Source organism: Megasphaera geminata F0357 (assembly GCF_000239275.1).
GTDB lineage: Bacteria > Bacillota > Negativicutes > Veillonellales > Megasphaeraceae > Megasphaera > Megasphaera geminata.
This window is the reverse complement of sequence record NZ_JH417603.1, coordinates 28,918-42,763: the sequence shown is the minus strand read 5'-3', so window position 1 is coordinate 42,763 and position 13,846 is coordinate 28,918. Positions and strand designations below refer to the sequence as shown.

Sequence of the window (13,846 nt, the reverse complement as noted above, 5' to 3'; positions counted from 1 at the left end):
CGGCCGTTTTTGTGAGCACGATTTCTCGGGCGGACGGTCCGGTGTTTTCCCGTATACGTTTACCGGCTGTATGCCGCGTTGCAATGCGCGCATAAACTTTAATACGGAACCCGTTTTATTCCGGCGGGTCCTTGCTTGACGTCCATTTCAAAGCATGATACACTGTCAGAGTATGTACGGAGCGGTATCGAAGTGGTCATAACGGGGCTGACTCGAAATCAGTTAGGCCGAAAGGTCTCGTGGGTTCGAATCCCACCCGCTCCGCCATTGTACTTAAATCAGGCAGGAGTATACAGATACAAAATAGAGGGGGAACAAGTATATACCCCTCCCATGAAAGGCTGTCAATGTAAACAACAGTTACGTTGACAGCCTTTCTTTTTTGTCTGCAATCGGAAACGGCACTTGCAATACGTGTTTAAATGTAACGTATAGAAAACCGTCAGTTAATGACCTTAGCAGGTCATACTGACGGTTTTCTATAATCATCCTTCTGTCCGGGTGCGGCTCGGAGTTCCGGCCATATGGAGATTACGGCGAAATTGCCGATTCGGCGCGGTGCAGGCTTTCTTTTATGCGCCGTTTATTTTCTTTGACAGCATCCATATCTTCTTTTAATTGATCCTCCGTATTTTTAAAACGGCGCATGCCTTCTTTCAGGCTTTTTATGTTTTCCCGGACGGCTTTCATGTTCTCTTTCGTGTTTTGCCACGTATCGTCGGAACTGTTCGGCGAAAAAAGGTTAAAGGTACGGAGCTCGCCGGGAAAGACGACATTAATGTCGCTGAGAACGACGTGGCCGTTAATGATATGAAGCGCGTCCGTCGTGATCAGCCCGAATTTCGTATTGATGGCGATATCGTAAAAATCGAGATGCCTCCGCCTGTTCGAGAAACTCCCGGTAATGGAGTTGAAATGGATGAGGGAATAGTGGCCTTTGCCGGAAGAAAAGGTGCCGTATGTGAGGAGATCCTCCGGATTGCCGTCACATTCCATGGTAATGTCCATATCTACAAAACATTTGAACTCTATCCGCTTTAAAGCGACGCGGCTGTCAAGGCCTGTGCCCCTGCCCCATATATGGTAAGCCCGCGTACTGATGTCATAATCGCCGTGGGCCGTGAGTTTACCGTTGTATACATCGGCAGTGACATTTGTAAATGTGAAAATACCGTCGTTGTAGGTGATGTCGCCGTTGACATTTGTAAAGTCCAGAGCAGGAATGGACAGTTTTTCCATGGACAGTTTTCCCGCCGCCTGCGGATGAGCCGCGGGACCGGTGAAATATGTTTTTAAGGTTAGCGGATCATGAATGGCCCGGCCGAAACCGAGGGAGGAAGGATCAACGTTGAGAAAATTCACGGACAGGTCCAGTTCCGGCATATCCGGGCGTAAATTGATCCGTCCCTGTACGGTAATGCCGTCACCGACGGAAGTGCCCTGGAACGGGCCGGATGCAAAGTCCACGCTCAGCACTTCGTTTGACTTTAAGCGTATGGACGCATCGACGGAAGACATGGCATAATAGCGGTTTTCGTGATACGCTTCAAAACGGCAATTATTCAGGGTAAGGAGGATATTGAATTTTTTCCCTTTTACGTTAAGATTGCGGAGTTTCTCGTCCAGTGTTTTCGGCGTGCCGCCTCCGTTTTCAGCGTCATCCGGGCGGGGGATGATGTCGGCCTGCATGTTTTTGTCGAATTGTACGGAGACGACGGAGTCGTTTAAGGTTATTTCGCGCAAGGTTGTCGTTTTTATGCGTTTATGAAGAATAAAGTCCCACGGATTAACGCGGAAACTGCCGGACGGTACGTAGAGAATACGTTTGCCGTCCGGCGTATTCCATTCAAGATCGGTAAAATTAACACGGCCGCGGATATCGGCGGAAAGGGTGTTTACCGTAATCGTACCCTTGACCACCGACTGATCCGCCATGACCCGGTTAAAAATAAAGGCTGCGCCGTGCGAAGCGGACAGAGCCAGGATAAAAAGGACCGCCGCCGCCGTGCAGAAGATAACGGCGGCCCGTTTACCCCAGGCGCGTACCCTGCTGTGTCCTTCGGAAAATGGGTTTTTCATAGGTTTCACGACTTTCAAAATAAGAAGATGTACTGACTTATTATACCATAGGAACCGTGCAGATTAAGGGGAAATTAAACTTTCCCTTTCCCGGATTAGAAGTTACTTAAAATCCGCAATTTTAGCCCGCAGCGCGTTATGATGCAGGTGTAGGGCGGTGAAGCATATGGAGAACTGCATATGGACGGAGAAAGAGGGCATAACCGGTACGGCGCAGGACTTATTGGATCGGCTTCTCGGCTACGCCGTCAGGGAAGGAGCCAGTGACATTCATATTGAGCCGTTGGATGAGAGTGTAAGAGTGCGGTGCCGGTTCGACGGCGTTCTGTATACGGTGGCCGCGGCGCCGCCGGAAAAGGGTGAACCTTTTCTGATCCGCCTGAAAATCATGGCCGGCCTTGATATCGCCAATAAACGGCTGCCGCAGGACGGGCGCATCCTTTGGGAGAGCGGGGCGGTGAAAACGGACCTTAGGCTCAGCACGATGCCGACGGTTCGCGGTGAAAAGGCGGTTATTCGTATTCTCGGCAGCCGGACGGCAGAGCTTAGTTTAGACGGGCTGGGCTTGCCCGAACGGGGCGTGGCTCTTATACGCGGCGCATTGACGTATACGAACGGCCTCGTTATTATTTGCGGCCCCACAGGCAGCGGGAAAACGACGACATTGTATGCGGCGCTGCGCGAACTGGACAGTGATGCCGTCAGCATAGCCACGCTTGAAGATCCGGTAGAGTATAAGATAAACGGGTTCAGCCAAAGCCAGGTCAATGCCAAGGGCGGTGTGGAATTTCCTCAGGGGTTGCGTGCCCTCTTGCGGCAGGATCCCGATATCCTCGTCATCGGTGAAATCAGGGACGGCGAAACGGCGACCATCGCCGTGCGTGCGGCGTTAACGGGACATCTTGTTCTCAGTACGCTGCACGCGGCAACGGCGCTGCATGCCCCGGGACGCCTTATCGACATGGGGATTGAGCCGTATTTGCTTGCAGACGCCCTGTTATGCCTTATGGCGCAGAGACTGGTGCGCAGAAAGTGCTCTGTCTGCGGCGGCAAAGGCTGTGAAGCATGTCACGGCAGCGGCTACGGCGGCCGCCTGTGTATCAGTGAAGTCGTACCGATGAATGCGTCGCTGCGTAACGCCATACGCAGCGGAAAAAGCGAAGGAGAAATGCAGCGTCTTGCCGGTGAAGGGCTGTTGTTTTCCGAATCCATCCGTCGGAGTATCGGTTCGGGCCTTACGGATGCGGCCGAGATACGGCGCGTATACAAGGAGTAAGCTATGGATATCGATCAAGTATTGGCCGGAGCCGTCGCCGCCGGCGCTAGTGACTTGCATTTACAGGAAGGGCGTGTTCCGCTCATGCGCAGAGCAGGGGCAATCACAGCGGCAGGCGACGAAATTACGGTACGCCGTGACCTGCTCGACTGGCTGCGGCGGCGCGGTAAGGATATGGAGACAAATCAATGCCTGTCCTTTTCTTTCCGTTTTGCCGGGAACCTGCGCTGCCGTGCCCACTGGTCGTTTGAATATGCGGGGCTGCACGGTGTATTGCGGATATTATATCCTCTCGAGGAGCTTCCGCCTGACGAAGATATGGAATTTCTTGCCCGCCTGAGCCGGCTGCAGGCAGGGCTGGTGCTCGCCGTAGGCGCGACGGGCAGCGGCAAAACAACGACGCTTTGGCGCATGTTGTCCTATTTAAACAGTCATAAAGCATGCCATATTATTACGCTTGAGGATCCGATCGAATACGTCGTGTCGGGTGAAAAGGCCCTTTTGGCGCAGCGTGAGTGGCAGTGTCATTTCGATTCGTTTGCCGCCGCCGTGAAAGACGCTCTCCGGCAGGATCCGGATGTTATCCTGGTCGGCGAAATGCGCGACAGGGAAACCATGGAAGCCGCCCTGACGGCCGCCGAAACGGGACATCTTGTCTTTTCCACCCTGCATACACAGACGGCGGTCCAGACGATTACCCGCCTTGCCGCAATGGGGGAAAGAGGGCAGGAAGACGCGCTTCGTTATCGCCTGTCGTTGTCGTTACGGGCCGTCCTGGCCCAGCAACGCCTGTTTGCGGGAGGACGGGCCAGGATTTGCCGGGAAATACTTGTCCGCACCCCTGCGGCGGCGCAGCTTATCCGCAGCGGTAAAGAGCATCAGCTGCAGACGCTGATGCAGACCGGCGGCGCCGACGGGATGAGGACGATGGAGCAGGCTTTGAGAAGATGCGGTGCGGCGAGATGAAGCGTTTTTCACTGCGGTTTGTAGACGGTACGGGCCGGGAGGTTGAGCGCATCGTCTTCGCAAACTCGAAAAAAGAAGTCCTGACCAGGGCTGGAGAAAAAGGCATAGACCTTTTGTCAATAGATGAAAAACGAACCGTTTCCGACTGCCTGACGAAAAGCAGGTGCCTGTCTCCGGAAAAACTGTCTTTCTTTTTTGACCAGTCCGCCCGCCTGACCGCGGCGGGGATTCCCTTCGTGGAAGCCTGGAAGTTGTTGGCCCACGATATAAAAAAGCGGGAACAGCAAGCTTCTTTGCGGGCCTGCATAGCCAAAATGGAAGGCGGGGAGAGGGCGGCTGCGGCCATGGAAGAATCGGGCCTTTTCCCCCGCCTTGCCTGTGCGCTCGTCAGGGCGGGGGAACATTCGGGACGGCTTGATGAGATGCTCCGCCTTTCGGGCGATTACTATGAAACGGCGCGGGAACAGCGGGCGCAGGTACGGCGTATTTTAATTTATCCCGCTTTCTTATTCGTCTGTATACACCTCGTATTTTTCGGCGCCGTCTTTTTTATCCTGCCTGTTTTTGCCGAGCTTTTCGCCGAAATGGGGACGCCCTTGCCGGCGGGAACGCGCATGTTACTGGCAACGGGAAATTTCCTGTGCGCGTACGGCCCCTTACTGCTGGGGATATTCGCGGCCACAGGTGTTTCAATATACTGTGCATTACAAAGGAGGCGATATAGAGAAGAAGTGGAGAAATTACTTTGCAGAGTCGCGCGGATACGCGCATTATGTGCGATTTGGTCGTGGCAACGGTTCAGTCTGGTCATGTCCGTTCAAATGGCGGGCGGTATTCCCATTCTTTCGGCGATTCGGGACAGTATGTCCGTTATACCCCTGGCGACCTTTCAAAACCATATTGCGCGTACGGCTCGTTGTCTGGAGAACGGTATGTCTTTCAGTGAAGCCGTCAGAACGGGAAGATTCGGGACATCTTACGTAGAGACAATGCTTCGTGTCGGTGAAACGACGGGAGAATATGATACGGCTCTCCGGACAATTTCCGCCTATTACGGGCAACGGCTGCGTGAAGCGGCGGCAATGGCGCAAAAAATAACGGAGCCGCTTATGCTTGTTTTTGTCGGTATCGTAACGGGCGCTCTTGTTTTGGGCCTGTTACTGCCTCTCTTGGATATGGTTACTGCTGTCGGTGAATGAGAAAGGAGAAACTTATGGTAAAGATACGTAAATTAGCAGGGAAACCTGTACGAAACGGCTTTTCACTTTTGGAGATGCTTGTTGTTGTCGGTATTATTTTAATCCTCGCGACTGTGGCGGTACCGAAGTTCATGTCCGCCGGCAAGACCGCCAAGATCGCCAAAATCAGTGCGGATATCCGCACGATTGACAATGCCGCCGCCCTGTATGAAATCGACAAGGGAAAATATCCGGACAGTGTCGCCGCATTGGCGGAAAAAGACAGTGACGGCAAGGCGTATTTGCAGTTCGAACCTAGACTTCCGGACGGGGGGACATACGAAATCAGTGCGGACGGTGTTGTATCCGGCACCTTTGACGGGAAGACGTACAATTCACAGATGCAGGATATTAAGAACGGCGGCGGACAGTAAAGGCGCGGATGATGGAACAGTTCGGCAATGTATACGCCTCTCTTTATCCGTGGCTTATGGGGGTACTTACGGTGATTGTTTCCCTGACCGATCTGCGTTGGTATTGGGTACCCGATACAGCTGTCGCGGCTCTTATATTGATTCAGCTTGCGGCGTTGCGGGCGGGGCTCGTTCGGCCCGACCCGTACGTATCGGTAGGTGTGTGGATTTTTATGCTTGTCCTGTATACCGTATCGCACGGGCGAATGGGACGGGGCGATCTGAAATTACTGCTTGCCCCTCGTAATCGGCTGTAACGGCATAAGCGCTTACGGCATGCTTGTCTTTGCCTTTCTGACGGGGGCGCTCGTCGCCGTGCCGTTACGCGTGGTGTGGTCCGTTAAATACGTGCCGTTCGCTCCTTTTTTATTGGCCGGGTGGTGGGTTTCCCTGATCTTTTATGAAGAGTGGCTGACATGGCTGTGCGTCTGAAAGTATATGAGAAAGGGTATATGCTGACTGAACTGCTGGTTTGCGCGGTGTTGTTTTTCCTGCTTATGACGGCGGCGGTACCTGTTACCCTGCACCGCCGCCATGAGCAGTATGCCGTTGATGAAACGGCGCGGGAACTCGTATCGGATTTACAGATTTTACGCACCCACTCGATTGGTAATCAGGCTGCGGCGAAAGAGGTGAAAAAAATATATGTCCGTTCCGGAGAGTATGTGCTTACAAACAGTATTTTCAGTATTGAAAAACGTAAGGTTTTTCCTGAAACCGTCCGCTCCCGCTCAAACGGTAACGGGATTGTATCCTTTGATGCGGCAGGGCGTCCGGAAGGAAAGACGATGCATATCGTTATTGAGTCGCAGGATAAGGCGTATAAACGGGATATCATTATTGCCGCGCAAACGGGGCGTATCCGTATGGAATAAAACGGGCGGTTTTCTTCTCTGTGAGGCGCTTATTGCCGTTACGGCGGGACTGACGGTGTTTGCGGCGGCATTTCTTACTTTCGGGACGGCCCTGCAGTGTATGAAACGGGCGGAAACTGTCCGCGCCGCCGTTACGGCGGGAAGGACGGCGCTGGAAGAAAGCCGTGCCGGCCTTCCCGTTTCTGAAATTGACGGATTGAGCAAGCGATATAATCTGTCCGTGCGGACGACGCTCCGTCCTGCCGGCCCTTATAATAAACGAGCCGTTTCAGTGACTGACGGTTACGGCAAGACATATGAATTCAGTGTTCTTGAAAAGAAATAAAAACGCTTTTTTCCTGACGGAAGCAGTAATATACATCGGGCTGGCCCTTCTTTGCCTTACTCTTTTCTTTTCACTCTTCGTTCAGGCCGTACGGCTGTACCGGCAGGCCGTCGCACGGGAGAATCTGGTGCGTCAGGCCGTTGTCTGTGAAGAAACGATCTGGTTTTCCCTGCGCTACGGTACGGATATTGTTGTCGCACCGAATGAAGTGCGGTATCGCGACGGCAACGGGGAGATGAACGGCTTTTTTGTGCGTAATCGAATACTGTATAAACGGTTATCCAACGGTACGGGGCAGCCGATTACGGGAAATGATGCCGGCGAGCCGGGTGAGACGGATGTTTTTATGGAGCCCCTTCAGGGGACGGCGTATTTTTCGGAGACTGACGGTATGGTGACTTCGGCGTTCCGACTTATCGACAGAAAGACGGACGTGAAACAGATCTGCCGTATTTCCGTGTGGCCCCTGCCCCGTATCTGGAGAAGAGACGAATGAAATTTCATAGAAACGGATTTATGACATATACCGTTTTAGCGCTGGGCCTGTCTGTCCTTTCCGTCGCGTTGGTAACGGCACGGCTGGCCTTGCAGGAAGTCCGTCAGGCCGAAGCTTTTTATGCGGCCGTAAGAGGCGCTTATGAAGCGGAAAGCGTTTTGCTCATGAGCTGTGACGATCCGGACAGCCTGCCTGCAGGCGGAACGCGGGAGGTTCACGACATATACGGCATTTCTGAAAAAGGCGACGTCCTCGGCGCCGGGGTGCAGCGGTTTGCAACAGGTAAAACCGTATTGCGGACATATGCCGTTACGGCGGAACAGAGAATCGGCAAAACCTGCGCCGTTAAATTTGGAGAAAAGGACAAGGACATGAAAAATAATCGTATTGAATGGATCTGGTATTGATGGAAATAGGCAGACGTACAATTTGGCTCGGCAGGCGTAAGGCCGTCATTCTGCCCGGGAAGAAGGGCGCCCGTATCCTTAAAATCGAACGGAATGTATGGCGGAAAATGATATTGTGTCAAAGTCTTTATCATGAGTATCCGCCGGTACGGGCAAAGGCGCCGGCAGACCCGTTCCCGGCGGCTGCTCTCGCCGATATGATACGTGTATACGGGCTGCGGGGCTATGAGATCGTCCTCGTCATAGGCGATGAAAATCTTATTTTAAAACAAATAGCATTGCCTACCCGCAACTATAAGGAAGCCTGCCAGTCCATTGCCTGGAGCGGTATGCTCCTGGACAGCTCGGAAGAATATCTTTTTGATGCGGTTCTTGTCCGTAAAGACGCCCGCAGTAATGAATATGAGTGGCTTGCGGCAGCGTATAAGCGCGGTTGTATCGAGGCGGCCGCGGCAGCCTGCCGCAGAGAAGGCGCCGTACTGACGCGTGTCGATATTCTGCCGGCTCTCATCAAAGAGTTTTGTCCCGCTTATGAAGGGACGCTGACCATGTGTGACAACGAAGAGGTATATTCGATTGTTTTATCGGCGGCCTCCGTGGAAGCTTACGCCTGCCGTGCCGCAAATGAAGGGACGCCGCCCGATGAGGCGGCTGTTTTGCTCCGTTCGTGCGGTGACGGGAAGCAGGTAAAAAAAGCCGAAAAATTAGGCCTTACCGGCATGGATATGGTATTGGCCGTGAGAATTCAGGTGTAGCCCGTGAAATTTAATCTCCTCCCTTGTGGAAGTACAGGAAAAAAGACGGTCCGTAAGACAGGAAAAATGGCTGACTTATATGGAAATCGGTCTTGTCGCGGCCGGTGTTATCCTCGGCGTGTACGGGCAGGCCGTGATCCGGTACGCCGAAAATGAAGTGTCCGTGTATGAAGAACGGTATAAGTCCGTAGCGGAGACGGTTGCGGCCGGGAACAGGACGGCCGAACTTGCGGCCGAACGCGCAGAAACCGTTAAAGGAAGCGAACCTGACGGCATGAGCGCGGCCGGCCTGCTCGTCTGTCTGGCCGAAACGAGACCGCCCGATATATATGTTGAGTCCGTTTCCCGCGGACAAAACGGGTTTATCATAAAGGGGACGGCCGGCAAAAAAGAAGCCCTGTCCTTGTGGCAGGGAAAACTGGCGAAAAAAATCACACCGGGGAATATCGGGGTTAAACATATGGAAGCGAAGGATACGCGTTGGCGTTTTGAACTGCTTTTGGAGTCCGGATATGAAGAACGTCCGTAGGTTCATAAAAAACTATATGTCTGCCGTACTCGCCGCCACCGTTATGCTTACCTTGTTTTTGGCCTACAGGGACAGGGTCGCTTATGAACACTGTATTCTTTTGATACGGCGGAATACTCTGCTGCGGCAGTATGATGACCGGGCGTTCTCTCATAAGGCGCAGCCGTTCCCCGCTGCGGCCGTTACGGAGTTGCCGCTCAGACTGGAGGAGGCGGCGGCCGGGTCCGAAGTAACCCTTACCGCCGTGGCCGGCAATTCCCCGTCCGGCGAGTCCTATACCTTTACCGTACGCGGCTCCTATGGCGGCATAATACGCATTCTTAACGGAGTGGATATGATTTTTCCGCCCCTTACAACGGAACTCGACGAACTGACGTACAAAGACGGTGCCGCAGAAGGTGTTTTTACGGTGAAACAAAGAAATATAAAACGATGACCGTCCCGGATCAACCGGAGCAGTGAATTTATGCATACATATAACAAAAGTATGCAGAAAATGCACTGCTTTTTTAATTTGAGTGTATTATTTTTCCGTGATTTTTGCTATAATATTAGCCATGTGTTACGTATAGATTTTCAGAGTCTGCGCAAGGGGGAACAGATGATGAAACGCAATATTGTTTTAGTCGGCATGATGGGGAGCGGGAAAAGTCACATCGGCCGCAAATTGGCCCGCCGCCTGAAATGGCAATTTGTCGATACGGACCGTCGTTTGGAGCGGAGCGTAGGCATGTCTATTGCGGAATTTTACAAATATGCGGGAGAAAAAATATTTCGGGAAAAAGAAGTAAATATTTTGCATCAGGTCAGCAGATATCATGAAGCGGTTATTTCTTTCGGCGGCAATTTCCCGATGAATGTGGATACGTACCGTATCCTGCACCGTTACGGCGTCATCGTGGCGCTTGCCTCGGAACCGTACCGCGTGGAAGAGCGGGTAAGCAGGCATATCGGTAAACGGCCCACTGTCGACTACGATAATTTACACCGCTTCGTGCGCCTTATGATGAAGCAGTGGGAAGAAGTATACCCGTACTGTGATTTTACCATCGATACGACCTGCGGCGGGGCCTCTCAGATAGTTGAAATGATCGTTAAAGCGATCCATGACGCGCATCTTCGTTTTGCGAAACGGGAAGGGAGGACGGAAAACGGTGGAAATACGTAAAATAGCGGTATTGACGAGCGGCGGCGACGCGCCGGGGATGAATGCGGCCATCCGCGGCGTTACGCGCTATGCTATTCATAACGGCCTGGACGTGGAAGGCGTCGTGCGCGGTTACGACGGCCTGGTGGATGAAGACATGCGCCGCCTTGACCGGCGCTCCGTCGGGGAAATTATACAGCGCGGCGGTACGTTCTTGCGCACGGCCCGGTGTCTTGAATTTATGAAACCTGAAGTACAGAAAAAGGCGGCGGATTTTTTGCGTTCCAGGGATATTGACGCGCTGGTCGTTATCGGCGGCGACGGCTCCATGAAAGGCGCCGAAGCGATCAGTGCTTTCGGCATGCCCACCGTGGTTATCCCCGGTACGATTGACGGCGATATGCTGGGTACGGACTACACTGTCGGTTTTGATACGGCTGTTAACACGGTTCTCGCGTCGGTCAATAAAATTCGGGATACAGCCTTTTCTCATGACCGCGTGGCCGTTATTGAGGTCATGGGCCGCCATGCCGGGTTTATTGCCCTCCGCGCCGGCATGGCCGCCGGCGCGGAAATGGTTTTGACGCCGGAACATCCCGCAGATTTTCCTTCTCTTTGTGAGCATCTCCTCGAATCGCACCGCATGAATAAGATGAGCAGTATTATTATTGTCGCCGAAGGGGCGGCGCGCGGTACGGACGTGGTTGAATATATTAAGGAGCATACGTATCTGGAAGCCAATCTGACCGTCCTCGGCTATGTGCAGCGCGGCGGGCCTCCCAGCGCGTACGACTCCCTTATGGCCGGCCTTTTCGCGCAAAAGGCGATCGACACTCTCCTGGCGGGAAAGTATAACTGCGTCGTCGGCTCCGACGGCGGCAGGATAGTCGCTACCCCTTACGGGGAAGCGGGTAAAATTAAATTCGTTTTCGATGAGAATTTATATCGGCTCATTCATCAGTTAGGGAGATAAGTTGTAAGGAGTGGAGAGAGTATGAATTTTAATTTAATTTGGGACAACCTGCCTCTTCTCTTGTTAGGTGCGGGCGTCACTATTAAGATTACGGCTATTTCCGTCGGGCTCGGCTTCCTTTTAGGGCTTGTTGTCAGTGTTTGCCGCATGTCAGGCATTAAACTGCTCAATGCCGTTTGCGTTTGCTATGTCAACATTATCCGCGGCACGCCTATCCTGGTTCAGATTTTCCTGATTTATTTCGCCTTGCCGCGCGTCATCGGCCATCAGATCGATCCGTTCCTGGCGGCCGTGGCGGCGTGCTCCATTAACAGCGGGGCCTATGTTTCGGAAATTTTCCGCGCCGGTATCCAGTCCGTGGACAAGGGCCAAATGGAAGCCGGCCGTTCTTTAGGCTTATCGTGGATGCAGACGATGATTTATATCATTATTCCGCAGGCCTTCAAGCACGTCATTCCGCCGCTCGGCAATGAGTTCATTTCCATGACGAAGGAAACGTCTCAGGTTTCCGTTATCGGCTTTGAAGAGCTTACGCGCCGGGGCCAGCTGATTATCTCCAAGACGTACGGTTCCCTGGAAATCTGGGTGGCCGTTGCCGTCATTTATCTGATTATGACCCTCGGCATCGCGCGGCTGGTCAACTACTTGGAACGGAGGTTTGCGACTGATGATAGAGATTAAGGAACTGAGGAAATCCTTCGGCAGGCACGAGATCTTAAAAGGCGTCAGCCTTACTGTCGCGGACAAGGAAGTTGTCGTCATCATCGGGCCTTCCGGTTCCGGGAAAAGTACGATTCTCCGCTGCATCAATTACCTGGAAGAACCGACTTCGGGAGAAATCGTCGTTGACGGCATCAGTATGGACTCGGCAAAGAAAATCAACGAAGTCCGCATGGAAGTGGGTATGGTGTTCCAACGCTTTAATTTATTCCCGCATATGACGGTATTGGAAAACATCATTCTCGCCCCGATGAAAACACGTCACATGCCGAAAGACGAAGCCGCGGAAACGGCCGTCAGGCTTCTTGAAAAAGTAGGGCTTGCCGAAAAGAAGGATGTCTATCCAGAAACCTTATCGGGCGGCCAGCAGCAGCGCGTCGCCATCGCCAGAGCCCTGGCGATGAAACCGAAATACATGCTTTTTGATGAACCGACGTCCGCCTTGGATCCGGAAATGGTGCGCGAAGTGCTGGATGTCATCAAGGAACTGGCTGAAGAGGGTATGGCCATGGCTATCGTCACGCACGAAATGGGCTTTGCCAGAGAGGTGGCCGACAGAGTCCTCTTTATAGACGACGGCGTTGTCCTGGAAGAGGGTACGCCGGATGAGATCTTTGCTCATCCGAAGGAAGAACGGACGAAAGAATTTTTATCGAAAATATTGTAATGTAAAAGACGGGGTCCCGGATCCCGTCTTTTACACGAAAAATACGTTTTTCTCATGCTAAAGGCGTTTACATACAAATTAGGTATATTTTAAAGTAACGGGTATCGGTTGAGGTAAACAGGAGGATAGCATATACTATACACAACAGGAATATAAACATTCTGCAAGAGGAGGAAAAAAGATGAATATTGCCGTATTAGTTAAACAAGTTCCGTCCGTTTCGGATATCGAGCTCGATCCGAAGACGAATAATCTCGTCCGTATCGGCGCTCCGTCCATGTTAAATCCCGTTGACATACATGCAATTGAAGCGGCCCTGGCCGTAAAAGACGCAAGAGGCGGCACCGTCACTCTTATTTCCATGGGAATGGCAACGGCTGCTGAAGCTATGCGGGAAGGCATCGCCATGGGCGCCGATACGGGCATCCTCGTTTCGGACGAACGCATGGCAGGATCCGACACGTTGGCTACCGGTAAGATCCTGGCAAAAGCCGTAGAAAAATTAGGCCCCGTAGATATTGTATTTACGGGCCGTCAATCTACGGACGGCGATACGGGGCAGATCCCGCCGGCAGTGGCGCAGCGCTTGGGAATGTCTTTACTTACGTATGCCGATGAAATTACAGTCGATGAGAAAGCCGTCAGAGCGGTCCGTCATACCCGCGGCGGTGAGGAAACCGTGGAAGCGGCCCTTCCTGCCGTGTGTTCCGTCACGGAAAAGGCCAATTCCCCACGTTCTGCGAATATCCGCGGTAAAATGAATGCGAAAAAAGCCGTATTCGCTACATGGCGTCTGGAAGATTTGGGGCTTGCACCGGAAGAAGTCGGAAAATCCGGATCCGCAACGGTCGTATCCGGCGTGTTCGCTCCGGAGAAGCATGCCGTAGGCGTTATGATCAAAGCGGGTAACGAAGAAGACGCGGTAAAAGAATTGATCGGTAAGCTCGTTGCCGATAAGGTATTGTAAGGAGGGCCGACTG

The 13,846-nt window shown here is 52.7% G+C and carries 19 protein-coding genes and 1 tRNA gene; 19 read left to right on the top strand and 1 reads right to left on the bottom strand.

Going from position 1 to position 13,846, the window contains the following annotated elements; translation table 11 throughout:
* Nucleotides 1-178 precede the first annotated feature (178 nt).
* Nucleotides 179-267: transfer RNA gene (locus HMPREF0080_RS06245), tRNA-Ser, on the top strand.
* Nucleotides 268-531: 264 nt separating this feature from the next.
* Here HMPREF0080_RS06245 and HMPREF0080_RS06240 read toward each other — a convergent pair.
* Nucleotides 532-2,079 carry an AsmA family protein gene (locus HMPREF0080_RS06240; RefSeq protein WP_006790491.1) on the bottom strand — a complete coding sequence of 516 codons (1,548 nt, stop codon included), beginning with the start codon at nt 2,077-2,079 and terminating at the stop codon, nt 532-534.
* Nucleotides 2,080-2,245: 166 nt separating this feature from the next.
* Here HMPREF0080_RS06240 and HMPREF0080_RS06235 point away from each other — a divergent pair, with 166 nt between their 5' ends.
* The 18 genes from HMPREF0080_RS06235 (at nt 2,246) to HMPREF0080_RS06155 (ending at nt 13,833) form a co-directional block, all read left to right on the top strand.
* A complete protein-coding gene (locus HMPREF0080_RS06235; RefSeq protein WP_006790490.1) occupies nt 2,246-3,355 on the top strand; it encodes a GspE/PulE family protein in 1,110 nt (369 codons plus the stop codon).
* A 3-nt stretch (nt 3,356-3,358) separates the two neighbouring features.
* Entirely contained in the window at nt 3,359-4,321 is a 963-nt protein-coding gene (locus HMPREF0080_RS06230) for a type IV pilus twitching motility protein PilT (RefSeq protein WP_006790489.1), read from the top strand.
* Complete coding sequence (locus HMPREF0080_RS06225) at nt 4,318-5,520, top strand: type II secretion system F family protein (RefSeq protein WP_006790488.1); 1,203 nt, start codon at nt 4,318-4,320, stop codon at nt 5,518-5,520. The genes HMPREF0080_RS06230 and HMPREF0080_RS06225 overlap by 4 nt, the downstream gene beginning before the upstream one ends.
* Before the next feature lie 14 nt (nt 5,521-5,534).
* Nucleotides 5,535-5,933 carry a competence type IV pilus major pilin ComGC gene (locus HMPREF0080_RS06220; protein ID WP_050808833.1) on the top strand — a complete coding sequence of 133 codons (399 nt, stop codon included), beginning with the start codon at nt 5,535-5,537 and terminating at the stop codon, nt 5,931-5,933.
* Between the two features lie 8 nt (nt 5,934-5,941).
* On the top strand, nt 5,942-6,229 hold the full coding sequence (locus tag HMPREF0080_RS06215) for a prepilin peptidase (protein WP_006790486.1): 288 nt from the start codon (nt 5,942-5,944) through the stop codon (nt 6,227-6,229).
* 19 nt (nt 6,230-6,248) lie between these two features.
* Nucleotides 6,249-6,404 (top strand): hypothetical protein, encoded by a 156-nt coding sequence (locus tag HMPREF0080_RS09945; RefSeq protein ID WP_216436700.1) that lies wholly within the window; start codon nt 6,249-6,251, stop codon nt 6,402-6,404.
* A complete protein-coding gene (locus HMPREF0080_RS06210) occupies nt 6,389-6,847 on the top strand; it encodes a pilus assembly FimT family protein (RefSeq protein ID WP_006790484.1) in 459 nt (152 codons plus the stop codon). The genes HMPREF0080_RS09945 and HMPREF0080_RS06210 overlap by 16 nt, the downstream gene beginning before the upstream one ends.
* Nucleotides 6,813-7,172 (top strand): hypothetical protein, encoded by a 360-nt coding sequence (locus HMPREF0080_RS06205; RefSeq protein WP_040347400.1) that lies wholly within the window; start codon nt 6,813-6,815, stop codon nt 7,170-7,172. The genes HMPREF0080_RS06210 and HMPREF0080_RS06205 overlap by 35 nt, the downstream gene beginning before the upstream one ends.
* The gene (locus HMPREF0080_RS06200; protein ID WP_040347399.1) at nt 7,159-7,668 is read left to right on the top strand and encodes a hypothetical protein; all 510 of its coding nucleotides are present in this window, start codon (nt 7,159-7,161) and stop codon (nt 7,666-7,668) included. The genes HMPREF0080_RS06205 and HMPREF0080_RS06200 overlap by 14 nt, the downstream gene beginning before the upstream one ends.
* A complete protein-coding gene (locus HMPREF0080_RS06195; protein ID WP_006790481.1) occupies nt 7,665-8,075 on the top strand; it encodes a hypothetical protein in 411 nt (136 codons plus the stop codon). The genes HMPREF0080_RS06200 and HMPREF0080_RS06195 overlap by 4 nt, the downstream gene beginning before the upstream one ends.
* Nucleotides 8,075-8,830, top strand: coding sequence for a hypothetical protein (locus HMPREF0080_RS06190; protein ID WP_156795307.1), 756 nt, complete (start codon nt 8,075-8,077; stop codon nt 8,828-8,830). The genes HMPREF0080_RS06195 and HMPREF0080_RS06190 overlap by 1 nt, the downstream gene beginning before the upstream one ends.
* Before the next feature lie 79 nt (nt 8,831-8,909).
* Entirely contained in the window at nt 8,910-9,359 is a 450-nt protein-coding gene (locus tag HMPREF0080_RS06185; RefSeq protein ID WP_156795306.1) for a hypothetical protein, read from the top strand.
* On the top strand, nt 9,343-9,795 hold the full coding sequence (locus HMPREF0080_RS06180) for a hypothetical protein (RefSeq protein WP_006790478.1): 453 nt from the start codon (nt 9,343-9,345) through the stop codon (nt 9,793-9,795). Before HMPREF0080_RS06185 ends, HMPREF0080_RS06180 begins: the two co-directional genes overlap by 17 nt.
* Nucleotides 9,796-9,960: 165 nt before the next feature.
* Nucleotides 9,961-10,527: a shikimate kinase gene (locus HMPREF0080_RS06175; protein ID WP_083817919.1), complete on the top strand. Its 567-nt coding sequence runs from the start codon at nt 9,961-9,963 to the stop codon at nt 10,525-10,527.
* Nucleotides 10,514-11,479 (top strand): 6-phosphofructokinase, encoded by a 966-nt coding sequence (gene pfkA / locus HMPREF0080_RS06170; RefSeq protein ID WP_006790476.1) that lies wholly within the window; start codon nt 10,514-10,516, stop codon nt 11,477-11,479. Before HMPREF0080_RS06175 ends, pfkA begins: the two co-directional genes overlap by 14 nt.
* A gap of 21 nt (nt 11,480-11,500) precedes the next feature.
* The gene (locus HMPREF0080_RS06165) at nt 11,501-12,160 is read left to right on the top strand and encodes an amino acid ABC transporter permease (RefSeq protein WP_006790475.1); all 660 of its coding nucleotides are present in this window, start codon (nt 11,501-11,503) and stop codon (nt 12,158-12,160) included.
* Entirely contained in the window at nt 12,147-12,866 is a 720-nt protein-coding gene (locus HMPREF0080_RS06160) for an amino acid ABC transporter ATP-binding protein (protein WP_006790474.1), read from the top strand. Before HMPREF0080_RS06165 ends, HMPREF0080_RS06160 begins: the two co-directional genes overlap by 14 nt.
* 181 nt (nt 12,867-13,047) lie before the next feature.
* Entirely contained in the window at nt 13,048-13,833 is a 786-nt protein-coding gene (locus HMPREF0080_RS06155) for an electron transfer flavoprotein subunit beta/FixA family protein (protein WP_006790473.1), read from the top strand.
* Nucleotides 13,834-13,846: the final 13 nt, after the last annotated feature.

What these genes read in the sequence shown, in the direction of transcription:
- HMPREF0080_RS06175 (WP_083817919.1), top strand. Translation starts at nt 9,961, where the DNA reads ATGATGAAACGCAATATTGTTTTAGTCGGCATGATGGGGAGCGGGAAA.
- HMPREF0080_RS06190 (WP_156795307.1), top strand. Translation starts at nt 8,075, where the DNA reads ATGGAAATAGGCAGACGTACAATTTGGCTCGGCAGGCGTAAGGCCGTC.
- HMPREF0080_RS06215 (WP_006790486.1), top strand. Translation starts at nt 5,942, where the DNA reads ATGATGGAACAGTTCGGCAATGTATACGCCTCTCTTTATCCGTGGCTT.
- HMPREF0080_RS06195 (WP_006790481.1), top strand. Translation starts at nt 7,665, where the DNA reads ATGAAATTTCATAGAAACGGATTTATGACATATACCGTTTTAGCGCTG.
- HMPREF0080_RS06240 (WP_006790491.1), bottom strand. Translation starts at nt 2,079, where the DNA reads ATGAAAAACCCATTTTCCGAAGGACACAGCAGGGTACGCGCCTGGGGT.
- HMPREF0080_RS06185 (WP_156795306.1), top strand. Translation starts at nt 8,910, where the DNA reads ATGGAAATCGGTCTTGTCGCGGCCGGTGTTATCCTCGGCGTGTACGGG.
- HMPREF0080_RS06230 (WP_006790489.1), top strand. Translation starts at nt 3,359, where the DNA reads ATGGATATCGATCAAGTATTGGCCGGAGCCGTCGCCGCCGGCGCTAGT.
- HMPREF0080_RS06155 (WP_006790473.1), top strand. Translation starts at nt 13,048, where the DNA reads ATGAATATTGCCGTATTAGTTAAACAAGTTCCGTCCGTTTCGGATATC.
- HMPREF0080_RS06225 (WP_006790488.1), top strand. Translation starts at nt 4,318, where the DNA reads ATGAAGCGTTTTTCACTGCGGTTTGTAGACGGTACGGGCCGGGAGGTT.
- HMPREF0080_RS06180 (WP_006790478.1), top strand. Translation starts at nt 9,343, where the DNA reads ATGAAGAACGTCCGTAGGTTCATAAAAAACTATATGTCTGCCGTACTC.
- HMPREF0080_RS09945 (WP_216436700.1), top strand. Translation starts at nt 6,249, where the DNA reads ATGCTTGTCTTTGCCTTTCTGACGGGGGCGCTCGTCGCCGTGCCGTTA.
- HMPREF0080_RS06220 (WP_050808833.1), top strand. Translation starts at nt 5,535, where the DNA reads ATGGTAAAGATACGTAAATTAGCAGGGAAACCTGTACGAAACGGCTTT.
- HMPREF0080_RS06165 (WP_006790475.1), top strand. Translation starts at nt 11,501, where the DNA reads ATGAATTTTAATTTAATTTGGGACAACCTGCCTCTTCTCTTGTTAGGT.
- HMPREF0080_RS06210 (WP_006790484.1), top strand. Translation starts at nt 6,389, where the DNA reads ATGGCTGTGCGTCTGAAAGTATATGAGAAAGGGTATATGCTGACTGAA.
- HMPREF0080_RS06160 (WP_006790474.1), top strand. Translation starts at nt 12,147, where the DNA reads ATGATAGAGATTAAGGAACTGAGGAAATCCTTCGGCAGGCACGAGATC.
- HMPREF0080_RS06235 (WP_006790490.1), top strand. Translation starts at nt 2,246, where the DNA reads ATGGAGAACTGCATATGGACGGAGAAAGAGGGCATAACCGGTACGGCG.